Origin of the sequence: Paradevosia shaoguanensis, assembly GCF_016801025.1 — a bacterium.
Taxonomy (GTDB): domain Bacteria; phylum Pseudomonadota; class Alphaproteobacteria; order Rhizobiales; family Devosiaceae; genus Paradevosia; species Paradevosia shaoguanensis.
The window spans coordinates 2,214,647-2,234,067 of the sequence record NZ_CP068983.1 but is presented as its reverse complement, the minus strand read 5'-3'; the positions used below and the strand labels follow the sequence as shown (position 1 = coordinate 2,234,067).

The window sequence follows — 19,421 nt, the reverse complement described above, 5'->3', positions numbered from 1 at the left end:
GTTACTTTTCGACTCTGCCGGCGAATTCGGCGGGGTTTTGGTATTTCACCGTCTGCAGGTGCTCGCAGTAGAGGACGAGTTCACCCTCGCCCTTGAAGACCTCGTAGCTGGCCCGGATGAGGCCGAGCTCGGCATATTTCGGGCGTTTATCGAGGTTGGTGCGGATGGTGTAGATGGTGTCGCCGACAAAGGTCGGCTTGATGAACCTGAGCTTGTCGTAGCCGTAGGAAAAGGCGTTGACGCAATTGGTGGCGACGAGGCCGAGGCCCGCCGAGAAGACGAAGGCGCCGGCGACAAGCCGTCTGCCGAACTGGCCCTCGGTGGTCGCGAAAATATCGTCGGCGACATAGGGGTGCATGTCGGTGACCAGCGCGTTGAACGCCATCGACTCGCCCTCCGAAATGGTGCGCCGGAGCGAGCGGATCTTCTGGCCCACCGGCCAATCCTCGTAGAACCAGTTTTCGCTGTTCCATACGGGAATGTCGGCATGCTCTGCCGGCATAGTTTTGGGATGGGTGGAGGAAACGCCGATGGTGCTCATGGCTTGGCCTCGATGGGAGTGGCGGGCGCGGCAGCGGAGACGAAGGCGGCTTCGGCAAGAGCCATCGTGTACCAGGCGTCTTCCACCGAAGTGACGAGCCTGTCGTCTTCGCCCGCGGCGAAGCGCTGGAGGTTGCTCATGGTGCCGCGGAAGGCATGGGGGAACCAGCCGCCTTCGAGCGGGACCTGCGTCCAGTCTTCGCCGCGCCGCGTGATCCAGAGCTCGTCGGGCTCGCCCCTGGGGTAATCGAGAAGGACGCCGAGCTTGACCATCGCAGCGCCTTCGGTGCCCTCGCTGCGGAAGGCGGCGTCCTGGAATTTGCGGCCGAAATCGTGGTTGTGGTTGATCGAGAACGTCACCCGCTGGCCGGGGGCGAAGTCGATGAGCGCCGAGGTACGGGTCTGGGCGAGGTCCGTCGAAGGATGGCCGACCGAGCGGGCATGGACGCCGGTGGGGTTGCCCAGGAAGAAGCGGACGGTATCGAGATAGTGGATCGAGTGGACGGCGATCTCGATGCGCGGCAGACCCTTGAGGAAGGGGAAGAGCTGCCAGGGGGTGACGAGGTTGAGATGGACTTCGACGTCGACGATGTCGCCCAGCCAGCCGCGATCGACGGCATCCTTGAGCGCGAGGAACATGGGCGAGAAGCGCAGCTGGAAATTGACCGCCGCCTTGAGGTTTTTCGCCCGGCAAAGCTTCAGGATTTGCGTGGCTTCCGAAAGGTCCGAACCCATGGGCTTCTGCAGCAGCACCGCAGCGCCGTCGGGGAGACTCGGCAGGACTTTGAGGTGTGCAGAGGGCGGGAGCGCCAGGTCGTAGGCAGCGCCAGGGGTGGCGATGGCCTCCCCGAGGGTCGAAAAGGCCTTGATGCCCCACTTGTCGGCCAGGGCCTTCGCCTTGGCATTGTCGAGGTCATAGACGCCGGCGACCGGCAGGTTGGCCAGCCGGTAGGCGGGCAGGTGGGCATCGTTGACGATGCCGCCGCCGCCGATGATGACGATGGGTTTTGGCGCAGATGGCAGGGGCCAGTTCTGCGCCAGCTGGTCGACCGGGATCAAGAAATCCTCCCTCGCGGCCGCTTCCGAACCGCAATTCTTCTGTGAATGATATTTTCACATATGGGGAGGACGTGCAAGCGCCGTTCGGATCAGTCCATGTGGAAGACTTCAGGCATGTCGGCCCACCACTCGCCATCCTTGCGGGTCGAGAGCGGCGATTGCAGGGGCTTGCAGACGGCCCACCATTCCTGCGTGCGCGGATCTGCGGCCATGGCTGCCATGTCGGCCTCATAGTCGCTGCCGTGGTACTCGAAATACGAAAAGAGCAGGTTCTCCGGCTCCTTGAGGAAGATCGAGTAGTTGGAGATGTTGGAAGCCTTGATCTGCTTCAACACATCCGGCCAGACGTCGGCATGCAGGCGTTTGTAGTCGGCGATAGCTTCGGGCTTGATGCCGATGACAGAGGCGTAGCGGGTCATGTCTTGGAACTCCTCCCTTGGGTCCGTCAGGCGACCGTGAAGCCCTTCACGAAGGGATCGCGGTCGTCGAGGAAGATGGTGTTGTAGCCGGTGATCCAGGCCTGGCCGGCGATCGAGGGCACGATGGCCTTGTAGGGCCCGACCTGCGTCTCGGCCTCGACCTTGCCGACGAAGAGGCTCCCGATGATGCTTTCATGCACGAACGTCTCGCCGACCTTAAGATCGCCGCGCGCCGCCTTCTGCGCCAGCCGCGCCGAGGTGCCGGTGCCGCAGGGCGAGCGGTCGATGGCCTTTTCGCCGTAGAACACGGCGTTGCGCGCATCGGCCTTGGGGTTCTTGGCCTTGCCGGTCCACATCACGTGGCGAAGGCCGTTGATGGTCGGGTATTCCGGGTGCTGGAACGTGTACTTCTCGTTTATGAGTTTTCGCGCGATCGGGGAGAGCCGCTGGATGTCGGCGGCGGAGAACTGCGCCATGTCCTCGAAACCCCGCTGGCTTTCGAAGATGGCGTAGAAATTGCCGCCATAGGAGACGTCGAACTTGAGTGGCCCGATGCCGGGGAGGTCGATCTCGAGGTCGGTTGCGTAGAGGAATGAGGGGACGTTGGTGATCTTGACGTCGATGACGTGCCCGGCATTGTCCATGGTATATTCGGCTTCGATGACCCCGGCCGGCACTTCGAGGCGAAGCTTGCCCGGCACCTTCGGGGCGACGAGCCCTTCCTCGATCATCACCGTCACAGTGCCGATGGTGCCGTGGCCGCACATGGGCAGGCACCCCGAGGTCTCGATGAAGAGGATCGAGCCGTCCACATCCTCGCGCAGGGCGGGATAGAGGATCGAGCCGCTCATCACATCATGGCCGCGAGGCTCGAACATGAGGCCGGTGCGGATCCAGTCGTATTCGGCCAGGAAATGCTCGCGGCGCTCGTTCATGGTGGCGCCCTGGAGGTCGGGGCCGCCACCCGCGACCACGCGCACGGGATTGCCGCAGGTATGGGCGTCTATGCAGAAAAAGCTCTTCTTGGTCATTGGAACCGCGCGATGTCGAAAGGTGAAAGATCGGCCGTGTCGCGGCCCGCGACAAGGTCTGCGACCCTGCGGGCGGTAACGGCGGAAAGCGTGAGGCCGAGATGGCCGTGCCCGAAGGCGAAGACGATGCGATCGTCCTTGGGGTGCCGGCTGATGACGGGCACGGAATCGGGCGTCGACGGCCGCCGCCCCATCCATTCCTTGCCGCCTTCGGGCAGCGAAGGCACGTAGCGGCGCATCTTGGTGCGCATGGCCCTGGCACGCCCGAAATTGGGCGGCGATTGCGGCTTGGCGAGTTCCACCGCGCCGCCGACGCGCAGGCCATCGACGAGCGGAGAGGCGATGAAGCCGTGATCGCCGAAGCCCACCGGCATGGGCAGGTTCCAGCCCAGCTCGGTAAAGCCATAGGTGGTGTTGTAGCCGCGCTCGGTCTCGAGCAGGACTTTAACGCCGAGGCTCCGCACCAACTCGCGCGACCAGACGCCGGAGGCCACCACGACCTTGTCGTAGAGGTCTTCGCCGCTGCCGCAGACGACAGCTATGCCCTCGTCGGTCTGCCGCAAAGCCTGCGCACGGCTCGGCACGAACTGCGCCTTTTCGCGCCAGAAGGCCTGGTAGCGACGCAGGACCGTCAGCGGATTGGAGACCATCCAGTAGATGGGCTGCAGCACCGCACCGGCGAACTGCCCCTCAAGCTGCGGCACGAGTTCGCGCGCCTTTTCCACCGAGACCCGTTCGTAGGGATAACCGAGCGCCTCGCGTACCTTCTCGGCCTCGCGCAGGGCGGCCTGTGTGCTGGCCTCGCTGTCATGCACCGAGATGTAACCGGTCTGCCGCAGATGTCCGGCAAGCCCGGCTTTGCGGCCAAGCTCCTCGTGATCGGCCAGTGCCGTCTTCATGAGCCCGGTCAGTGCCAGGCGCGTCCGCGCCTCCTGCCCCGGCGTCGCGTTCATGAGGAAGGCGAGAAGCCACGGCGTCAGCGCCGGCAGGTCCGTCCAGCGCACCGTCAGCGGCCCGAGCGGATCGAGCAGCCATTTGGGCACGGTAGTGACGATACCGGGACTGGCGATGGGCGCGATCTCCGGAAAGGCCAGCAGCGCGGCATTGCCCGTGGAGGTCGGCAGCCCATCGATATCGGGCTCGTAGACGGTAACCTCGTGGCCCTCATCGATCAGCCACGTCGCGGCTGCCGAACCGATGATGCCGGCTCCCAATACGGCGATGCGCGCCATCTCAGCGATCCCCCAGCCGGATACCGGAGACGGTCAAGCGCGCGATATAGCTCTGGATCTGCTTGACGATCTGCGCCGCATGCTCGGCGCCAAGCCGCTCGCAGGCCTCGACATCGCGCGCTGCGATGGCCGTAACCATGGCCTCGTGCTCGTCGACATATTGGCGCGGCAGGCGATCCTCGAAACTCGAATAATAGAGCCTGAGGATACGCCGCCCCTCATCGAGCAAGCGCGTGAAGAGCGCGGTGAAATAGGGATTGCCGCCCGCCTGGGCGATGGCGACGTGGAAATCGCGATTGGCCCCGATCATGCCCAGGGCATCACGCCGCATCACGGCTTCCGAAAAGGCCGCCTGCTGGCCGCGAATGGCGATGAGGTCTTCCTCGCGGTGATGGATAGCCGCCGAGCGCGTCGTGACGCGATACATCAGCGTCAGCGCTTCGAAATAGACGGGCAGTTGCGTAAAATCGATCGGCGCCACGATCGTGTTGCGATTGGGCAGCGTCGTGACGAGGCCATCCGCGGCCAGCCGCACCAACGCCTCGCGCACCGGCGTACGCGACATGCCGAATTCTTCCGAAAGCCCCACTTCGTCGAGCGGACTTCCCGGCTTGATGGCCAGTTCCAGGATCGATTGCCGGAGCCGTTCATAGATGGTCTGGGCCCCCGATCCGCGTGTGCGCGTGACCGTTTCAGGCTTGTCGTCGGGTGCTGCCATGGGGATCTCCAGGATGGCTATCCTTATCCCGTATCCACTTTGTCGACAACTACTCGTGTGGGGCCAGGCCGTCGAGCCGGGCGTTGACCTGCACCTCGCTCACCTCTTCGAGGAACTCGGCGATGCGATCGAGATCGGCATCGGAAAACTTGTCCATCACTTCCGAATAGGATTGCCGCATGTAGCGGTAAAAGGCGATGGGCTCGGCTGCCTGTTCGCGGTCGAGTTCGATAAGGACGCTGCGCCTGTCGGTGGGATGCGGCACGCGCCGGATGAAGCCTGCCCCCTCCAGCCGATCCAGCAGCGCCGTGCCCGAGCCCGACGATAGCCCCAGATGGCTGATGATCTGCTTGGGGCTGAGCGCTTCCTCCGAATCGTAGAGGTAGCCGATGCAGGTAAGATCGGTGGGGTGCAGCCGTAATTTCTTGGCGGCGAAGGCGCTGGCCTGCTCGGACCAGTAGACGATCCGCCGCAGCCCAAGACCCACGCGACGCATGCGCTGGACGCGGGTCAGCTCCGCCCTTGACGATCTATCCACCATCAACTATCTCGATCATAGAGTAATTCGGCAGTAGAGATACAACCGAATTTCCAGTTCAGCAACACACCGGAAACCTAGATGTCGCGTCTTCATGCAGTACAGTCAACCGGCGCCGCCCTCGAGGACGACCGGATAGAACCCGCCACGCTGGAGGCCTCCCCTCCCGCAACGCTCCCCGAAACCGCGCCCCTCCCCGCGCCGGCACAGGACGAAGCCGCGCCCAAGGCGCGCCGCCGTCCGCCGGCCAAGGCCATCGTGCGCATATTGCTGATCTTTTTCGTGCTGTTGCTCGGTTGGTATGTCGCCACGGACCGCATGGCGCCCTCAAGCTCGACCGGCGCCGTCGCCGCCTTCACCACCCAGGTTGCGCCCCGCGTCAGCGGCGAGGTGACCGAGGTGCTGGTGCACGACAACCAGGAGGTCAAGGCGGGCGATGCCCTCTTCGTGCTCGATCCCCGCCCGTTCGATCTTGCCGTCAAGCAGGCCGAAGCCAACCTCGCCCAGGCCACGCAGGGCGTCGATGCCTCGACCGCCTCCATTGCCTCGGCGCAGGCCCGCGTCACGCAGGCCGAAGCCACGCTTGAAAATACCCGCGCCAGCGTGGCCCGCACGCAGTCCCTGGTCGAGCGCGGCGTTGCCGCCAAGGCCCAGGCCGACAAGGCCGCCTCCGATCTCAAGTCTGCCGAAGCTGCGCTCGAAGCGGCCCGCGCCGATCTCGAATCCGCGCTCTTCAAGGCCGGCGGCCAGGGCGTTATCAATCCCCAGATCCAGCTCGCTCAGGTGCAACTGGAACAGGCCGAACTCAACCGCACATTCGCGACCGTGACTGCACCCACCGACGGCGTCATCACCAACCTTCGCCTTGCCGTCGGTCAGTTCATCAATGCCGGTTCGCCTGCCATGACCTTCATCGGCGCCGAGCGTCCCTGGATCATGGTCGACATGCGCGAGAACCAGCTCGCCAATATAACGGCGGGTGCAGAGGCCTCGATCCTCTTCGACGGCCAGCCCGGTCGGCTCTACGAAGGTCGGGTCCAGGGCATCGCCTGGGGCATCGATCCGGGCCGCACCTCGGCCAACGGACTGCCACAGAACCAAGCGACGACCCGCTGGTTCGAGCCGGCCCGCACCATCCCCGTGCATGTCGAACTGCTCGAAGACTGGCCGGCCAATGTCCGCGTCGGCTCCAAGGTCAACGTGCTGGTCTATGCAGCGGGTGACGCCAATCCCATCGCCTGGATCGCCACCGGCTTGCAGCACCTGCGCTCCTACCTCTCGTTCCTCTACTAGGGAGCCGGTGCCATGTATGTCGCGCCAAGGCCAGTAGAAGCGGACGACCCCAACTTCGCCATCCGCCTCGCCATCATGCCGGTGATCGGGTTCGTCGTGGGTGTCGCCCTGCAATCACCCATGGCGCTCATCTACCCGACCATGATGTTTTCGCTCATGGCCGGGTCGCGCAAGGCGCTCAATATCGGGCGCGCGCTCGGCGGCCCGATCGCTTTCATCGTCATGCTCTGGGTGATGTCCTGGCTGGTCTCGCTCACCATCAACATGCCGCTGGTGATGGTGGCGCTGATGGGACTGCTCTTCTTCCTGGGCTTCTACCTCATCGGCAAGACCGGCAACCCCTTCGGCATGCTCATCATCGTTTCGGCCATGATGACGTCGGTCCTGGGCACCGGCACCTACCAGGCCATGATCGTGCTGCGGGACGAGATGTCCAAGGCCGCGCTGTGTGCCGCCATCTTCACTCCGCTGCTCTACCTCATCATGCCGCCGGCAACGCGCGAACAGGCGGTCGATATCTACGTGCCCTATCACGAGGACCAGCTGGCCCTCCGCGCGGCGATCCGCGCCGGCGTGCTGCTGCTGTTCTCGTTCTGGCTCTATTCGATCTCGGACAGCTCCAACATGATGCTGGGCGTGGGCGCAGTCTTCGTCCTCACCTTCCCCACCAGCGAAACGCTTTTCGCCGAAGCGCGCGAGCGCAGCCTTTCGACGCTCATGGGCGGGGCGGTCGCACTTGTCGTGCTGGCCATACTCAGCCTCGTGGCGCACCTGCCGATCCTGCTGCTGCTCGGCTATCTCGGCACGCTCTTCTTCACGACCAGGATGATATCGGGGCGTCATCCGGCCATGGTCTACCAATATGCGGCGTCGGTCATGATCTCGCTGATCGGCGGCGCTCTGGCGACGCAGGAGCCGGGCTATGCCTTCCTCACCCGCGCGGTCCTTACCATCGGCGGCGCGATCGGCGCGGCCTTCCTCGCCTCCCTGCTCGAAGCGCTGCTGCTCAAGCCGTCGCCCGAGCCAGCGTTCAAGGAGTCCCTGTCATGAGCGGCGAACGGCGCATTCCCAATTTCCGCCTGCAATTGCGGCGCCCCGACATGGTGCTCGACGCCGCGCTCGATATCTTTTCTCGCGATGGCTTCGAGAAGGGTCGTATGGAAGACATCGCCCGCCGGGCCGGCGTCACCAAATCGGCGGTCTACCACCACTTCCCCTCCAAGACGGCAATCCTCGAAGCCTTGATCCGGCGCCATTGCCTGCCCGAAACGCCCGGCGCCACGCTGGAGGTGATCCTGGTGGAGCTGACCCTGGGCAAGGCACGCGCGGTGCTGGATCTGGTGCTCCGGGAATATCGCAACATTCCAGGCCTCGGCCGGCTCTACTGGGACGAGGCCGTCCGTCGCGTGTCGGAGCGAGCAACGGCGAGCATGGAAGAAGCGGAAAGTGTGGTGCGCGCGGCGCTCTCGCGCACCGTAGTCGATCGGGTTTTTGGGTAGGTAGTCTGATCGACCCCTACGCGGCCACCATCTTACCCTGCGGCTTGGCGAACGGACGGAACGTCATCGAGATGAGGAACGCCCCGATCCCGATGCCCCATGATCCGACATAGAGCCACACATAGCTGCCGAAATTGTCGTAGATCAGCCCGCCGGTAAGCGGCCCGGTCGCCATGCCCAGATTTGCTGCCATCGCCGTGCCGCCGATGATCGTACCCATCATCGGTAAGGGGAAGTTTTCACGCGCCAGCACCGCATAGAGCGGCATGATGCCGGCATAGATAAAGCCCACCACCACGGCCACCGCATAAAAGGCGCCGAGCTGGCTGACAAAGGCATAGGACAGCACGCCGAAGGCCTGCGCCAGCAGCCCGATGACGAGGATGTTCTTGGCCCCGAACCGGTCGCCCATGATGCCGAACGCCACGCGTCCGCCCAAGCCCGCCAGTCCCTCGACGCTATAGATCGAGACCGCCGCGATCATCGGGATGCCGCAGCTGATGGCATAGCTCACCGTGTGGAAGATCGGCCCCGAATGGGTGGCGCAGCAGAGGAAATTGGTGAGGAGCAGGATGATGAATTGCGGCGAGCGCACCGCCTGCTTGACCGTCATCGACATGGCCGGCGCCGCTCCGCTCGCGCCCGCCGCCTTCATCGCCTCGAGCGCCGGCGGTCGCCGCACCAGAAAGGAAACCGGGATCATCACCACCGCCGCGATTGCCGCCAGCACCAGGAACGAGATGCGCCAATTGTAGGTCGAGACCAGCCAGGCGGCGAGCGGGGACATGGTCATGGGCGCCATGCCCATGCCGGCCGAAACCAGCGACACCGCAAGGTTTCGCTGCGTATCGAACCAGCCTGTGACGCAGGCCATCATCGGCGCGAAGACCGCTGCCGCCGAGGCGCCCACGATAAGGCCGAAGAGAAGCTGGAACTGGATCAGCGAGGCCGAGAAGCTCACCAGCACCAGCGCGGCGGCAAGGATCACCGAGCCCGTCAGCACGATGGCCCGCGGGCCCCAGCGATCCGAAAGCGAGCCCCAGACCATGCTGGCAAAGGCCATGGCCAGAAAGCCGATGGTCATGGCGCCCGATACCCCGGTCACCGACCAGCCCGTATCCTCGGCGATCGGGCGCAGGAACACGGGCAGGGAAAACATGGTGCCGATGGCGACGCAGCCCAGAAGGCCGCCGGCCGCCACGATCACCCAGCGATAGTGTGAATTGGTCATTACGCGTCTCCGGTTGGGCGGAAGTGGAGAGCGCCCAGCCAACGGCCAGCATCGCTCTCAACTTCCCGTGCTTCAATACTGATCGTGCCGACGCACCCAGGCCTGGTCGTAGGCAAGGCCGGATTCACTGCGCCCCTTGGGCACGAGGTCGAGGTAGTGATAGGCGCCGTTGACCATCTCGACGCCGCGCGAATAGCAGGAATAGGTGTGGAACACCTCGCCCGCTTCGTCCTTGGCGAAGACGCTGATCCCCACCATGTCCGAGGCGCCGTTCGGCTGAACCTTGTAGTTGTAATAGGCGACACCCGAAGCCAGCTCGTCCGGCGTCACCGCCGCCTGGAAATCGCGGTTGAAGTCGCTCCCGTTCGAGGAGAACCAGGGGAAACTCCAGCCCATCCGGCTCTTGTAGCCCTCGATCCGCTCCAGCGGCGCCCGCGAGATCGCCACGAACGTCACGTCGCGATTATTGAGATGGATCGGGATGCCATTGAAATTGTCTGCCCAGAACGAGCAGGACGGGCAGCCCTGCTCCCAATCCGGGCCGAACATGAAGTGGTAGACGATGAGCTGGGACCGCCCCTCGAAAAGCGAGCTGAGCGAGAGCGGACCATTGGGCCCCTCGAACCTGTAGTCTTTCTCTACGCGCTCCCACGGCATGGCCATGCGCTTGCGGGTCAGCGCCTCGCGCTGGTGCGTATGCGCCTTCTCGGCCTCTAGCAGTTCGAGGCGCGCCTTGAGCCAGTTCTCGCGGCTCACCACCTGGCGATCGGTCATTGATCTTCTCCTTGAAAAACTCAGTTTTCTCCGTGGCGGCACCAATTGGTCGTTCGGTCCCGCCGCTTTTGCTCACGCCTCAGCGAAAATCTTTTCGCCCCGCGAGCCGCAGCCACGGTCCGGCATGGAAAACCGCCATGACGAGATACATTCCGGCCATACCGCCGAGAGCGGAGGGCTCCGCCATCCCGGCCATTCCAGCCATGTCGGAGCCGTCGCGAGCGACCAGGGCCGCCAGCACCAGGAGGACGGGCGTCGCCAGAAGGCCGAGCCCATCGGCGAGCCTCCGGGCGATACCGGCCAACCGCCCACTGCTTGTTCCGGTTACGGAAATCGTCATTTTTCGCTATCCGTGCTGTGTGTCTGCCTCTCTGGGGTAGCCGCGGATGGAGAAGGGGTGGGAGTTACAAGTGTGACGGGATTCCGATGGACTCGCTGATCACCGCCGCCGCGCGGGCTCTCGCCGTGGGCGATGCGCTTGGCGCGCTCAACCGCGTCGCGCTGCGCGATGACCCGCCTGCATTGGCGCTGCGCGGCATCGCTATGGCGCAGCTGGGCGACCTGGATCGCGCCAAAGCTCTGCTCAAAAGCGCGGCTCGCGCCTTCGGCCCGCGGGAGGCCATGGCCCGCGCCCGCTGCGTGCTGGCCGAAGCCGAAATAGCGCTTGTCTCGCGCGACCTCGCCTGGTCCGAAAAAGCCCTCGCCTCCGCCCGCGCCACGCTCGAAGCCCATGGCGACCACCTCAACGTTGCCCATGCCGGGAACCTCCAGGTGCGACGCCTCGTACTGCTCGGGCGGCTCGACGAAGCCGAAAGGCTGTTGGCGGGATTCGACCCGACGCCCCTGCCCCCGGCCGCGCGCGCTGCCCACGAACTGGTCACCGCCGGCATCGCCATCCGCCGCCTGCACACGGCGCGGGCGCGCGAAGCGCTGGCCAAGGCGGCAGCAGCCGCCCATGCCGCCAATATTCCGGCTCTCACCGCTGAAGTGGGAGAAATCGCGCGCGCTCTCGCGGCCCCTGCAGCGCGGCTCATCGCGCGCGGCGAAGAGCGCCCGCTCCTGCTCGCCGAAGTCGAGCAGCTCTTCGAGACCGACGTGCTGGTCGTCGATGCCGGCCGCAATGTCGTACGCCAGGGCAAGACCATCGTGCCGCTCACCAGCCGGCCGGTTCTCTTCGCACTTGCCCGCGCACTGGCCGAAGCCTGGCCGGCCGACGCGCCACGCGCGGACCTGCTCTCACGCGCCTTCGGTGCCCGCCACGCCGACGAATCCCATCGCGCTCGCCTGCGCGTCGAGATCGGTCGCCTGCGCGCCGAACTAGCAGGCCTTGCCGAGATCAACGCGACCGACGATGGCTTTGCATTGAAACCCCTTGCGGGCGAGGTCGTCGTGCTCGCCCCGCTCCTTGAGGATCCCGATGCGGCGGTACTCGCCTTTCTCGCCGACGGCGAATCCTGGTCGAGTTCGGCCCTGGCCCTCGCATTGGGCACCAGCCCACGCACGGTCCAGCGCTCGCTCCAGGCTTTGGCATCGGCCGGCAAAGTGCAATCGGTCGGCCAGGGGCGTGCGCGACGCTGGATGACGCCACCACCCGGTTTCCCGACAACCTTGTTACTCCCGGGCCCGTTTCCGGGCAGCTAGGATCGCGGCATGAAAAAGCACACAGCAGAACTCATCCAGGAATACGGCCCCTTCCCCGGCGCCGAACAGGTTCACGGCCTCACCTTCGATGGCCGCTATGTCTGGTTCGCTTCGGGAGACAGGTTGAGCGCACTCGATCCGGCGGACACCCAGCCCGCCCGGGCCATCGAGGTCCCGGCCCATGCCGGCACGGCCTTCGATGGCGAATACCTTTTCCAGATCGCCGAGGACATCATTCAGAAGATCGACCCGGCGACCGGAAAGGTCCTCGCTACCATCCCGGCTCCGGGCGGCGGCGGAGATTCCGGCCTGGCCTGGGCCGAAGGCTCCCTCTGGGTCGGCCAGCCGCGCGACCACCGCATCCACCAGATCGATCCCGATAGCGGCAAGGTGCTGCGCACCATCCAGTCCAACCGCATCGTCACCGGCGTCACCTGGGTGGATGGCGAACTCTGGCATGGCGTCTGGGAAGGCGATGACGGCGCCATCGTGCGCCTCGATCCTGAGAGCGGGGAGACGCTCGAAACCATCGACATGCCGCCTGGCATGGGCGTTTCGGGCCTCGAATCCGACGGCGCCGACCGCTTCTATTGCGGCGGCGGCAGCAGCGGCCGCATCCGCGCCATCCGCAGGCCGCGATAGAAACCCCCTCGTGGTTCGTCTCAAGCCCCTCCCCGGCCATCGTTGGGGAGGGCGTTTGGTTTTGGATAACTGCACGAGCCACGCCGTGTGGCAAAAATCCCTCCCCGAGCACCCCTAAATTGGATGTGATCGGAAAACCGTGCCGTTAACCTTTCCGCTTTGCCACTCGTTAACGTCTAGGGTCGATTTTCCCGTCAAATTTTATCGTTTCGACCCCCACGACGAGTTCGATCATGAAGCACACTGGCATCCTGCTCTCCGCGCTTTTCCTGCTGCCCGCCACGGCCCAGGCAGCCGATCTGGCGTGGAATGGCGGGAGTTCCGCCCCCACCATCTATTCGGCCAGCCCGGTATCGGACTGGTCGGGTTTCTATGCCGGCATCAACGGCGGCTATAGCTGGGGCACGACCATTAACAATCCGGCGCTGGCCGGCGGAAATGTTAACAACAACAGCGGCGGCTGGTCCCTGGGCGGACAGGCTGGCTACAATATCGACATGGGCGGCTTCGTCCTTGGCGGCGAAGCCGACCTGCACTGGGCCAATATCGGCTACAGCGAAAATCCGGCGGCCGGCAAGTTCGAGGCCAAGGTCGATGCTTTCGGCAGCGTGCGCGCTCGCGCCGGCGTGCCGTTCGGCCAGGTGCTCCCTTATGTGACCGCCGGTCTCGCTGCCGGTCACGGCACGGCCAGCATCACCGACGCTGCCAATGTCACGACCTCGCAGTCGGCCACCCATTTCGGCTGGACGGTCGGTCTCGGCCTCGAAGCCAAGGCGACCGACAATATCTCGGTCAAGGCCGAGTATCTCTACGTCGACCTCGGCACACAGAGCTATAACGGCCTGCCGGTTGGCAACCGCGACATCACGCAGCGTTTCAGCGTGGTCCGCGCCGGCCTCAACTACAAGTTCTAGGCCTCTTGGCCACTTTCGTACTGCGCAAGGCGGTCGCGTCCGACAAGGATGCGATCGCTTCCATCTGGCACGAAAGTGCCAGCCTGCCGGGCGTCGGCCCGCCGACCATGCCGAGCCCTGCCGACCTGCGCCGGCGCGTCGAGGACGAACTCGCCAGTTGGTCGGTCACCCTCGCTGTCCGCGACGCCGAAGTCCTCGGCTTCCTCGCACTCAAGCCCGAGGCCGCTATTCTCGCCGAGCTTTTCGTGCGCCCGGGCGCCCTCGGCGCCGGTATAGGCTCGGCGCTGCTCGCCCATGCCAAGGCCGAGATGCCGGAAGGCTTTTCCCTCTTCACCTCGTCCTCCAATACCCGCGCCCGCAATTTCTATGAAAAAGCCGGACTCGTGATCCTGCGTCACGATACCCATCCGCGCAGCGGACACCCGGTTACCTATTACGGCTGGCGTCCGGCCTAACGCTTGCGATCGACCGGCGGGGTGTCATCGGCGAGGCTCCCCAGCCCGGCGCCCATGCCGCCGCCGCCCATGCCACCGGCGTCGCCGCCACCGCCTCCTCCCCCGCGGCCACCGCCGCCGCCTTCGCCATCGCCCCGCCCGCCGCCGCGGCCACCCGCGCTGGCGGGCCGCGTCGGGCCTTGCATCGGAATCTCGAGGTCGCCTGGAATAGGGTCGAGGTCGAGCGCCTTGCGGATAAAGGCGCGCAACGACACCACCAATTCATGCGTCTGCACAGGGCGCCCCGATACGAGCTCGCGCGCCGCCTTCTCGGCCAGCCGCACATGCTCCTCGGTTCCCAGCAGGATGATGTCGGAGAGAGCCGCTTCGACTGCATCGCGTATGCGCCGCGTGCGGTCCGAGCCGCTCTCCTCGCCCCCCGCTGCCACCTCGGCGCCTTCGACACCCTCGACCGCCTGATGCAGGTCGCGTAGATGCGTGGGATCGACCGTGAGCTTGCCGGTAAACGAGCCGCCGAGCACTTTGTAGGCCGCGATCAATGTGCGCAGGCGCTCGTTGATCTGCCGGTTCATCCGCTCGCGCCGCTGCTGGATGGTGAACATGATCAGCAGGCGAATGCCGATGCCGATCAGCGTGAAGAGCGCCAGCCCGATCAGCGTGACGAGCAGGTTCTGCCAGGAACTGAAGTCGAGATTGCGCAGTTTTCGCCTCCCAGGCACCTCGTTAGCGAGGGAGCCACCATACACGAGCGAGGCGCGCGGCTAGCCGGTTTTCCACCAGCTTTCGGGTTTCATAAAACCGCATAATCGCCGTCACCGGCCCGTCATGCACCTGCCTTAGGTCACGTCATCCGAATGAGTGGCAAGGGCATAAATGCGCAGCCGGGGTCAGACATGGCAGGAAACGCGGGACCTCATCAGCGAGGAGATCGCCCACGGGCGTCTCGCCCCTGATACGCGCCTGCCCGCCGAGCCGGAACTTTGCCGGCTCTATAATACGCGCCGCCATTCGCTGCGTCGCGCGCTCGCCGCATTGCAGGCCGAGGGCAAGCTGCGCGTGGAGCACGGTCGCGGCACGTTCGTCGAGCGCGCGCCGCTGGTCAACTACGTCATCGGCCCACGCACACGCTTCCGCGAAAACCTGCTTTCCCAAGGCCTCGCCGCCTCGGGCCAGGGTCTCGCCGAAACCCGCATGCCTGCCGATATCCGCGTCGCCCGCGCACTGGGGCTTGCAGTCGGCGCGCCGGTCTTCGCCATCTGCCGACGCGGCTTCGCCAACGACCTGCCGATCAGCCTGGGCTGGTCCTACCACGATGCCGAGCGCTTCCCCGACATGCTCGAAAAGCGCAAGGCCGGCGTCTCGGTCACCGAGGTCTACCGCGCCCACGGCATCAGCGATTACCGGCGCCTGCGCACCACTATCTACACCCGCTCGGCCAACGAGCACGAAGCTTCCCTCCTCATGCTGCGCCCCGGCCAATCTGTCCTCGTCGTCCAGAAGGTGGACGTCGACCCCGAGGGTAGGCCGATTGGCTTCTCCGAAGGCGCCTGGGCCGGCGACCGCGTGCAGTTCACCTTCGACAGCGCCCAGTCCGAACCCCTCGCCACCGAAAGGAACGACGATGTTTAACGAAAGCGGCAGCAGCCCTGCCTCCGGCCGTTTCGGCCACGGCGAAGCCCTCGATACCCTCGCTCGCTCGCGCCCTGAGGGCCTCAAGGCCCTGGCTGAGAGCGTGCTGGAAGACTTCGGCGATCTCCGCGTCATCGCCAACCGCACGGGCCTCGTCATGGTGCCGATGCGCGATACCGTCGAGAACGTCGATTTCCATCTCGGCGAAGTGCTGGTCAGCGAAGCCCACATCGCGGACGAAGCCGGCAATGTCGGCTACGGCATGATCACGGGCCGCGACCTCGAACGCGCCATGGCCATGGCCGTCGTCGATCTCGCTTTTTCCTCGGGCCGATCCACTGCCGCCATCACCACCTTCCTCGAAACCGAGGCAGCCGCCCTCGCTGAGCGCGATGCCGAGCGCATGCGCGGCGTCGAGGCTACGCGCGTCGAAATGGAGACCTTCTGATGCTGACCGTCGCCCCGCCCGATCTTGAGGAAGCCCGCAGCAACGCCACGTTCGAAGCGCTGATGTGGTCCATGGCCCGCCCCGGTGAGGAACGCGAGCTGGCCGAATCCGGTCTCGCCCCGATCATCGAGGCCTTTCTCGATCTCGAATGCACCGCCTATGCGGACGATGCCGAACTCGCAGGGCTCATCGCCCGCACTGGCGCCGAACGCGCGGAAGCGCTGGCCGATGCCGACCACGTCTTCCTTGTCCAACTCGATGGCCTCATCGAACTCAAAGCCCTCAATTGCGGCTCCGCCCTCTACCCCGACGATGGCGCCACACTCGTCGTCACCGCCGCGATCGGTCAGGGCCAGCGACTCCGCCTCTCGGGCCCAGGCATCGAAGGCACGCGTGAAATCGCGCTCGGACTTCCGGCAGCCTTCTGGGCCCTTCGCCAGAAACTCTGTGCCTATCCGCAAGGCTTCGAGCTCTTCGTCGTCGATGGCCGCGCCGTCATCGGCATTCCCCGTTCGACCCAGGTGGAGGTTCTCTGATGGCTTATGTCGCAACCCGCGGTGGCGAGCGCGCCATCGAGCAGGCCGAGCGCCTGTTCCGCCAGGATCTCGGCCAGATCGACCTCGACCGCGTGCAGTCGATCCGCCGCTCCCTGCCCTATCTCGTCGATCGCGTGATGGGCGAAGCCTCGCTCTATGATGAGGACATCGCCGCCCTCGCGCTCGCCCAGACCGGCGGCGAGCTTTCCGAGGCGGTGCTGGTGCTACGCGCCTGGCGCACCACCCAGCCACGCATCGCCATCGCCGAGCCACTGCTGCAGGAGCAGCTTCTCACCCAGCGCCGCATCTCGGCAGCCTTCAAGGACATTCCGGGCGGCCAGATCCTGGGCCCCACGCTCGACTATTCCCACCGCGTCCTCGCCACCGATGTTCTCGAGGGTCGCCCCTACGATCCGCCCGCGGTCGAAGCGGCGGAAACACCGGCTCCGGCTCGCCAGCCCTCGCTCGCCGACTGGCAGCGCGTGCAGGGCCTCGTGGCGCCTGCCGTCGATAATTCCGTGCCACTCGATGAAATCCCGGACCTGACCCGCGAACCGCTGCTCTTCCCCGCCTCGCGCGCCCATCGCCTCCAGGGCCTGGCCCGCGCCGAAACGGGCGGCGTCCTGGCCCTCGGTTATGCCGCCATGCGCGGCTACGGCAACGCACACCCGACGGTCAACGAACTGCGCCTCGCCGAGGCCGAAATCGTCGTGCGCCATCCGAGCGGCACCGCCTTCTCGGCCGGTCGCATCCGCGTCAGCCAGGCAGAAGTCACCTCAAAGGAAAAGGGCGGATATCTCGAACTCGGCTTTGCCGCCACCTTCGGCTGGAACGAGGTCAAGGTTATCGCCGCGGCGACCCTCGATCTCAACTCGGCCGAGGCTCCTGTCGGTTCGGCCGTGCATGAGGAATTCTATCTCTACCACACGGAGAGCGTGGAAGCCTCGGGCTTCTGCATCCACTTCAAGCTCCCGCACTACGTGACCTTCCAGTCGATCCTCGACGCCATGCGCGACGCCAAGGCGAAGAAGGCCGCAATGAGCGCATCCAATGTCACTACCGCCCCCCAGGAGGAACCCGCGCTATGAGCCTTGCTGCCCTCACCCGTCCCTGGGCCGCCACCAGCTACGGCTTCCTCGACGCCTCGGCCAAGCGCGAGATCCGTCGCAAGATGATCAAGGCCATCGCCGTGCCCGGTTGCCAGATGCCTTATGCCAGCCGCGAAGTGCCGATGGCGCGCGGCTGGGGCACCGGCGGCCTCCAGGTTACCCTCACGCTCGTCAACCCGCGCTCGGTGGTCAAGGTCATCGACCAGGGTGCCGATGACGGCGTTAACGCCGCCTCGATCCGCCGCTTCGTAAGCCGCGTCTCGGGCGCCGCCGAAACCTGGGACACGCTTGCCGCCACCATCGTGCAGTCGCGCCACCGCGTGCCCGAGGAAGTGATGCACGAGGACCAGGTCCTCGTGCTGCAGGTCCCCAATCCCGAGCCGCTGCGCGGGGTCGAGCCCAATATCTCGATCGCCCGCCAGATGCACGCCGACGCCGATTACGGCAAGCTGTGGCTGACGCTCTACGAGCAGATCGTCCGCAAGGGCCGCATCATGCAGGGTGCGGCCTATCCCAGCCTCGTCAACGGCCGACACGTCATGACGCCCTCGCCCATTCCGCGCTGGGACGTCCCGAAGCTCCATATGGCCAGGCACCTGACCTTCCTTTCGGCTGGCCGCGAAAAACGCCTCTTCGCGGTGCCTCCCCATACGCGGGTCGAACCCCTGGTCTTCTCGGATCGCCCGTACCTCGTTGAGGACCACGCCGAGCTCGTCTGCCGCCGTTCGGGCATTTCCGGCTACTTCATGAACGAGCTGCCGCAGGACGACGGCACCTCCGCCTTCGAGGTCTCCGACAGCAATCTCGGCATCAAGGCCATCCGCCATGCCGAGGGCGAAGCCGTCGAGATCGGCGCCACCTGGTATCGCAACGGGGAGATGTCCCAATGAGCCTCGAACTTCCGCTCCCCCATGACCTGCTGGCCCCGCCCCAGCTCATGCGGACCGAGCCGCTCCTCACCATGCGCTCGATCTCGCGCCGCTTCGGCGACGTCGAGGCGCTGCGCGACGTCGACGTCACGGTCTATCCCGGCGAAGTGCTCGGCATCGTCGGCGAAAGCGGCTCGGGCAAATCCACGCTCCTGCGCATGATGAACCTCGAGGACACGCCCGACAGCGGCGAGTACAGCCTGCGCCTGCCCGGCCGCGAGGATAACAACCTGTTCGCGCTCGACCGCTACCAGCGCCGCATGCTCTGTGCCCGCCATATCGGCATCGTCTACCAGAATCCGCATCTGGGCCTGCTGATGAACCACAGCTCGAGCGGCAACGTCGCAGAGCGTCTGCTCATCGCCGGAGAACGCAGTTTCGACGTCCTGCGCGCCCGCGCCCGCGAGGCGCTCGACGCGTCCGAATTCCCGCTCTCCCGCATGGATGCCCGCCCCGCCGAACTTTCCGGCGGCATGCAACAGCGCGTGCAACTGGCCAAGGCCATCGCGCTCGAACCCGCCTTGCTGCTGCTCGACGAGCCGACGACCGGGCTCGATGTCAGCGTCCAGGCCCTCGTGCTCGATACCCTCAAGCGCCTGCAGCGTGATCGTCGCATCACCATGGTACTGGTCAGCCACGACCTGGGCGTCATCCGCACCATGGCCGACCGCGTCATGGTCATGCGGCGCGGCCGCGTGGTCGAGCAGGGCCTGGCCGACCAGGTCTTCCAGGACCCCCAGCACGCCTATACCCAGCAACTCGTTCACGCCAAGCTCTAGAGGCC

Annotated in this window: 24 protein-coding genes; 13 read left to right on the top strand and 11 right to left on the bottom strand. The window is 65.5% G+C overall.

The genetic code is table 11. The features are described 5' to 3' along the window. Position 1: 1 nt before the first annotated feature. The 7 genes from JNE37_RS10620 to JNE37_RS10590 all read right to left on the bottom strand — a co-directional run bounded on the left by JNE37_RS10620 (position 2) and on the right by JNE37_RS10590 (position 5,540). Positions 2–541, bottom strand: a complete 540-nt coding sequence (locus JNE37_RS10620; RefSeq protein WP_203066220.1) for a MaoC family dehydratase — start codon at positions 539–541, stop codon at positions 2–4. Next, on the bottom strand, positions 538–1,599 hold the full coding sequence (locus JNE37_RS10615) for a Gfo/Idh/MocA family protein (protein ID WP_203066219.1): 1,062 nt from the start codon (positions 1,597–1,599) through the stop codon (positions 538–540). Before JNE37_RS10615 ends, JNE37_RS10620 begins: the two co-directional genes overlap by 4 nt. 89 nt (positions 1,600–1,688) lie before the next feature. Continuing rightward, a complete protein-coding gene (locus JNE37_RS10610) occupies positions 1,689–2,018 on the bottom strand; it encodes an L-rhamnose mutarotase (protein ID WP_203066218.1) in 330 nt (109 codons plus the stop codon). A 26-nt stretch (positions 2,019–2,044) separates the two neighbouring features. Beyond that, entirely contained in the window at positions 2,045–3,049 is a 1,005-nt protein-coding gene (locus JNE37_RS10605) for a 4-hydroxyproline epimerase (RefSeq protein WP_203066217.1), read from the bottom strand. Then, entirely contained in the window at positions 3,046–4,281 is a 1,236-nt protein-coding gene (locus tag JNE37_RS10600; RefSeq protein WP_203066216.1) for an NAD(P)/FAD-dependent oxidoreductase, read from the bottom strand. Before JNE37_RS10600 ends, JNE37_RS10605 begins: the two co-directional genes overlap by 4 nt. A 1-nt stretch (position 4,282) precedes the next feature. Next, positions 4,283–4,999, bottom strand: a complete 717-nt coding sequence (locus JNE37_RS10595; RefSeq protein WP_203066215.1) for a GntR family transcriptional regulator — start codon at positions 4,997–4,999, stop codon at positions 4,283–4,285. Positions 5,000–5,048: 49 nt separating this feature from the next. Then, positions 5,049–5,540, bottom strand: a complete 492-nt coding sequence (locus JNE37_RS10590; protein WP_203066214.1) for a MarR family winged helix-turn-helix transcriptional regulator — start codon at positions 5,538–5,540, stop codon at positions 5,049–5,051. A 78-nt stretch (positions 5,541–5,618) separates the two neighbouring features. On the opposite strand from JNE37_RS10590, the gene JNE37_RS10585 reads away from it, so the two are divergent. The 3 genes from JNE37_RS10585 to JNE37_RS10575 are packed head-to-tail and all read left to right on the top strand — an operon-like array spanning position 5,619 to position 8,329. After that, a complete protein-coding gene (locus JNE37_RS10585) occupies positions 5,619–6,830 on the top strand; it encodes an HlyD family secretion protein (RefSeq protein ID WP_203066213.1) in 1,212 nt (403 codons plus the stop codon). Positions 6,831–6,842: 12 nt separating this feature from the next. Next, a complete protein-coding gene (locus JNE37_RS10580; RefSeq protein ID WP_203066212.1) occupies positions 6,843–7,880 on the top strand; it encodes an FUSC family protein in 1,038 nt (345 codons plus the stop codon). Next, a complete protein-coding gene (locus JNE37_RS10575) occupies positions 7,877–8,329 on the top strand; it encodes a TetR/AcrR family transcriptional regulator (protein WP_035094077.1) in 453 nt (150 codons plus the stop codon). The genes JNE37_RS10580 and JNE37_RS10575 overlap by 4 nt, the downstream gene beginning before the upstream one ends. 16 nt (positions 8,330–8,345) lie before the next feature. Here the strand turns inward: JNE37_RS10575 and JNE37_RS10570 are convergent, their stop codons facing one another. The 3 genes from JNE37_RS10570 to JNE37_RS10560 all read right to left on the bottom strand — a co-directional run bounded on the left by JNE37_RS10570 (position 8,346) and on the right by JNE37_RS10560 (position 10,674). Continuing rightward, complete coding sequence (locus tag JNE37_RS10570; RefSeq protein ID WP_035038129.1) at positions 8,346–9,560, bottom strand: MFS transporter; 1,215 nt, start codon at positions 9,558–9,560, stop codon at positions 8,346–8,348. A gap of 72 nt (positions 9,561–9,632) precedes the next feature. Next, entirely contained in the window at positions 9,633–10,334 is a 702-nt protein-coding gene (locus JNE37_RS10565; RefSeq protein ID WP_203066211.1) for a DUF899 domain-containing protein, read from the bottom strand. Positions 10,335–10,413: 79 nt separating this feature from the next. Beyond that, complete coding sequence (locus JNE37_RS10560) at positions 10,414–10,674, bottom strand: hypothetical protein (protein ID WP_203066210.1); 261 nt, start codon at positions 10,672–10,674, stop codon at positions 10,414–10,416. 86 nt (positions 10,675–10,760) lie between these two features. Here JNE37_RS10560 and JNE37_RS10555 point away from each other — a divergent pair, with 86 nt between their 5' ends. From JNE37_RS10555 to JNE37_RS10540, 4 genes are all read left to right on the top strand, one after another. After that, positions 10,761–11,975 (top strand): helix-turn-helix domain-containing protein, encoded by a 1,215-nt coding sequence (locus tag JNE37_RS10555; RefSeq protein ID WP_203066209.1) that lies wholly within the window; start codon positions 10,761–10,763, stop codon positions 11,973–11,975. 9 nt (positions 11,976–11,984) lie between these two features. Beyond that, entirely contained in the window at positions 11,985–12,617 is a 633-nt protein-coding gene (locus JNE37_RS10550; RefSeq protein WP_203066208.1) for a Vgb family protein, read from the top strand. A gap of 233 nt (positions 12,618–12,850) precedes the next feature. Next, positions 12,851–13,531 (top strand): outer membrane protein, encoded by a 681-nt coding sequence (locus tag JNE37_RS10545; RefSeq protein ID WP_182399205.1) that lies wholly within the window; start codon positions 12,851–12,853, stop codon positions 13,529–13,531. 5 nt (positions 13,532–13,536) lie between these two features. Then, on the top strand, positions 13,537–13,986 hold the full coding sequence (locus JNE37_RS10540) for a GNAT family N-acetyltransferase (protein ID WP_203066207.1): 450 nt from the start codon (positions 13,537–13,539) through the stop codon (positions 13,984–13,986). Here the strand turns inward: JNE37_RS10540 and JNE37_RS10535 are convergent. Then, entirely contained in the window at positions 13,983–14,705 is a 723-nt protein-coding gene (locus JNE37_RS10535) for a hypothetical protein (protein WP_246513616.1), read from the bottom strand. The two genes, JNE37_RS10540 and JNE37_RS10535, sit on opposite strands and share 4 nt — an antisense overlap. 154 nt (positions 14,706–14,859) lie before the next feature. On the opposite strand from JNE37_RS10535, the gene phnF reads away from it, so the two are divergent. From phnF to JNE37_RS10505, 6 genes are read left to right on the top strand one after another with little or no spacing between them, the layout of a single operon-like run. Continuing rightward, entirely contained in the window at positions 14,860–15,615 is a 756-nt protein-coding gene (gene phnF, locus JNE37_RS10530; protein ID WP_203066206.1) for a phosphonate metabolism transcriptional regulator PhnF, read from the top strand. Beyond that, positions 15,608–16,063: a phosphonate C-P lyase system protein PhnG gene (gene phnG / locus JNE37_RS10525; RefSeq protein WP_203066205.1), complete on the top strand. Its 456-nt coding sequence runs from the start codon at positions 15,608–15,610 to the stop codon at positions 16,061–16,063. The genes phnF and phnG overlap by 8 nt, the downstream gene beginning before the upstream one ends. After that, positions 16,063–16,599 carry a phosphonate C-P lyase system protein PhnH gene (gene phnH, locus JNE37_RS10520; protein WP_203066204.1) on the top strand — a complete coding sequence of 179 codons (537 nt, stop codon included), beginning with the start codon at positions 16,063–16,065 and terminating at the stop codon, positions 16,597–16,599. The genes phnG and phnH overlap by 1 nt, the downstream gene beginning before the upstream one ends. Next, positions 16,599–17,687, top strand: a complete 1,089-nt coding sequence (locus tag JNE37_RS10515) for a carbon-phosphorus lyase complex subunit PhnI (protein ID WP_203066203.1) — start codon at positions 16,599–16,601, stop codon at positions 17,685–17,687. The genes phnH and JNE37_RS10515 overlap by 1 nt, the downstream gene beginning before the upstream one ends. Then, entirely contained in the window at positions 17,684–18,598 is a 915-nt protein-coding gene (locus JNE37_RS10510; RefSeq protein WP_203066202.1) for an alpha-D-ribose 1-methylphosphonate 5-phosphate C-P-lyase PhnJ, read from the top strand. The genes JNE37_RS10515 and JNE37_RS10510 overlap by 4 nt, the downstream gene beginning before the upstream one ends. Then, entirely contained in the window at positions 18,595–19,416 is an 822-nt protein-coding gene (locus tag JNE37_RS10505; RefSeq protein WP_203066201.1) for an ATP-binding cassette domain-containing protein, read from the top strand. The genes JNE37_RS10510 and JNE37_RS10505 overlap by 4 nt, the downstream gene beginning before the upstream one ends. Positions 19,417–19,421 lie beyond the last annotated feature (5 nt).

What these genes read in the sequence shown, in the direction of transcription:
- JNE37_RS10570 (WP_035038129.1), bottom strand. Translation starts at nt 9,560, where the DNA reads ATGACCAATTCACACTATCGCTGGGTGATCGTGGCGGCCGGCGGCCTT.
- JNE37_RS10555 (WP_203066209.1), top strand. Translation starts at nt 10,761, where the DNA reads ATGGACTCGCTGATCACCGCCGCCGCGCGGGCTCTCGCCGTGGGCGAT.
- JNE37_RS10600 (WP_203066216.1), bottom strand. Translation starts at nt 4,281, where the DNA reads ATGGCGCGCATCGCCGTATTGGGAGCCGGCATCATCGGTTCGGCAGCC.
- JNE37_RS10585 (WP_203066213.1), top strand. Translation starts at nt 5,619, where the DNA reads ATGTCGCGTCTTCATGCAGTACAGTCAACCGGCGCCGCCCTCGAGGAC.
- JNE37_RS10575 (WP_035094077.1), top strand. Translation starts at nt 7,877, where the DNA reads ATGAGCGGCGAACGGCGCATTCCCAATTTCCGCCTGCAATTGCGGCGC.
- phnF (WP_203066206.1), top strand. Translation starts at nt 14,860, where the DNA reads ATGCGCAGCCGGGGTCAGACATGGCAGGAAACGCGGGACCTCATCAGC.
- JNE37_RS10505 (WP_203066201.1), top strand. Translation starts at nt 18,595, where the DNA reads ATGAGCCTCGAACTTCCGCTCCCCCATGACCTGCTGGCCCCGCCCCAG.
- JNE37_RS10580 (WP_203066212.1), top strand. Translation starts at nt 6,843, where the DNA reads ATGTATGTCGCGCCAAGGCCAGTAGAAGCGGACGACCCCAACTTCGCC.
- JNE37_RS10605 (WP_203066217.1), bottom strand. Translation starts at nt 3,049, where the DNA reads ATGACCAAGAAGAGCTTTTTCTGCATAGACGCCCATACCTGCGGCAAT.
- JNE37_RS10560 (WP_203066210.1), bottom strand. Translation starts at nt 10,674, where the DNA reads ATGACGATTTCCGTAACCGGAACAAGCAGTGGGCGGTTGGCCGGTATC.
- JNE37_RS10515 (WP_203066203.1), top strand. Translation starts at nt 16,599, where the DNA reads ATGGCTTATGTCGCAACCCGCGGTGGCGAGCGCGCCATCGAGCAGGCC.
- JNE37_RS10565 (WP_203066211.1), bottom strand. Translation starts at nt 10,334, where the DNA reads ATGACCGATCGCCAGGTGGTGAGCCGCGAGAACTGGCTCAAGGCGCGC.
- JNE37_RS10590 (WP_203066214.1), bottom strand. Translation starts at nt 5,540, where the DNA reads ATGGTGGATAGATCGTCAAGGGCGGAGCTGACCCGCGTCCAGCGCATG.
- JNE37_RS10545 (WP_182399205.1), top strand. Translation starts at nt 12,851, where the DNA reads ATGAAGCACACTGGCATCCTGCTCTCCGCGCTTTTCCTGCTGCCCGCC.
- JNE37_RS10510 (WP_203066202.1), top strand. Translation starts at nt 17,684, where the DNA reads ATGAGCCTTGCTGCCCTCACCCGTCCCTGGGCCGCCACCAGCTACGGC.
- phnH (WP_203066204.1), top strand. Translation starts at nt 16,063, where the DNA reads ATGCTGACCGTCGCCCCGCCCGATCTTGAGGAAGCCCGCAGCAACGCC.
- phnG (WP_203066205.1), top strand. Translation starts at nt 15,608, where the DNA reads ATGTTTAACGAAAGCGGCAGCAGCCCTGCCTCCGGCCGTTTCGGCCAC.
- JNE37_RS10620 (WP_203066220.1), bottom strand. Translation starts at nt 541, where the DNA reads ATGAGCACCATCGGCGTTTCCTCCACCCATCCCAAAACTATGCCGGCA.
- JNE37_RS10550 (WP_203066208.1), top strand. Translation starts at nt 11,985, where the DNA reads ATGAAAAAGCACACAGCAGAACTCATCCAGGAATACGGCCCCTTCCCC.
- JNE37_RS10610 (WP_203066218.1), bottom strand. Translation starts at nt 2,018, where the DNA reads ATGACCCGCTACGCCTCTGTCATCGGCATCAAGCCCGAAGCTATCGCC.
- JNE37_RS10595 (WP_203066215.1), bottom strand. Translation starts at nt 4,999, where the DNA reads ATGGCAGCACCCGACGACAAGCCTGAAACGGTCACGCGCACACGCGGA.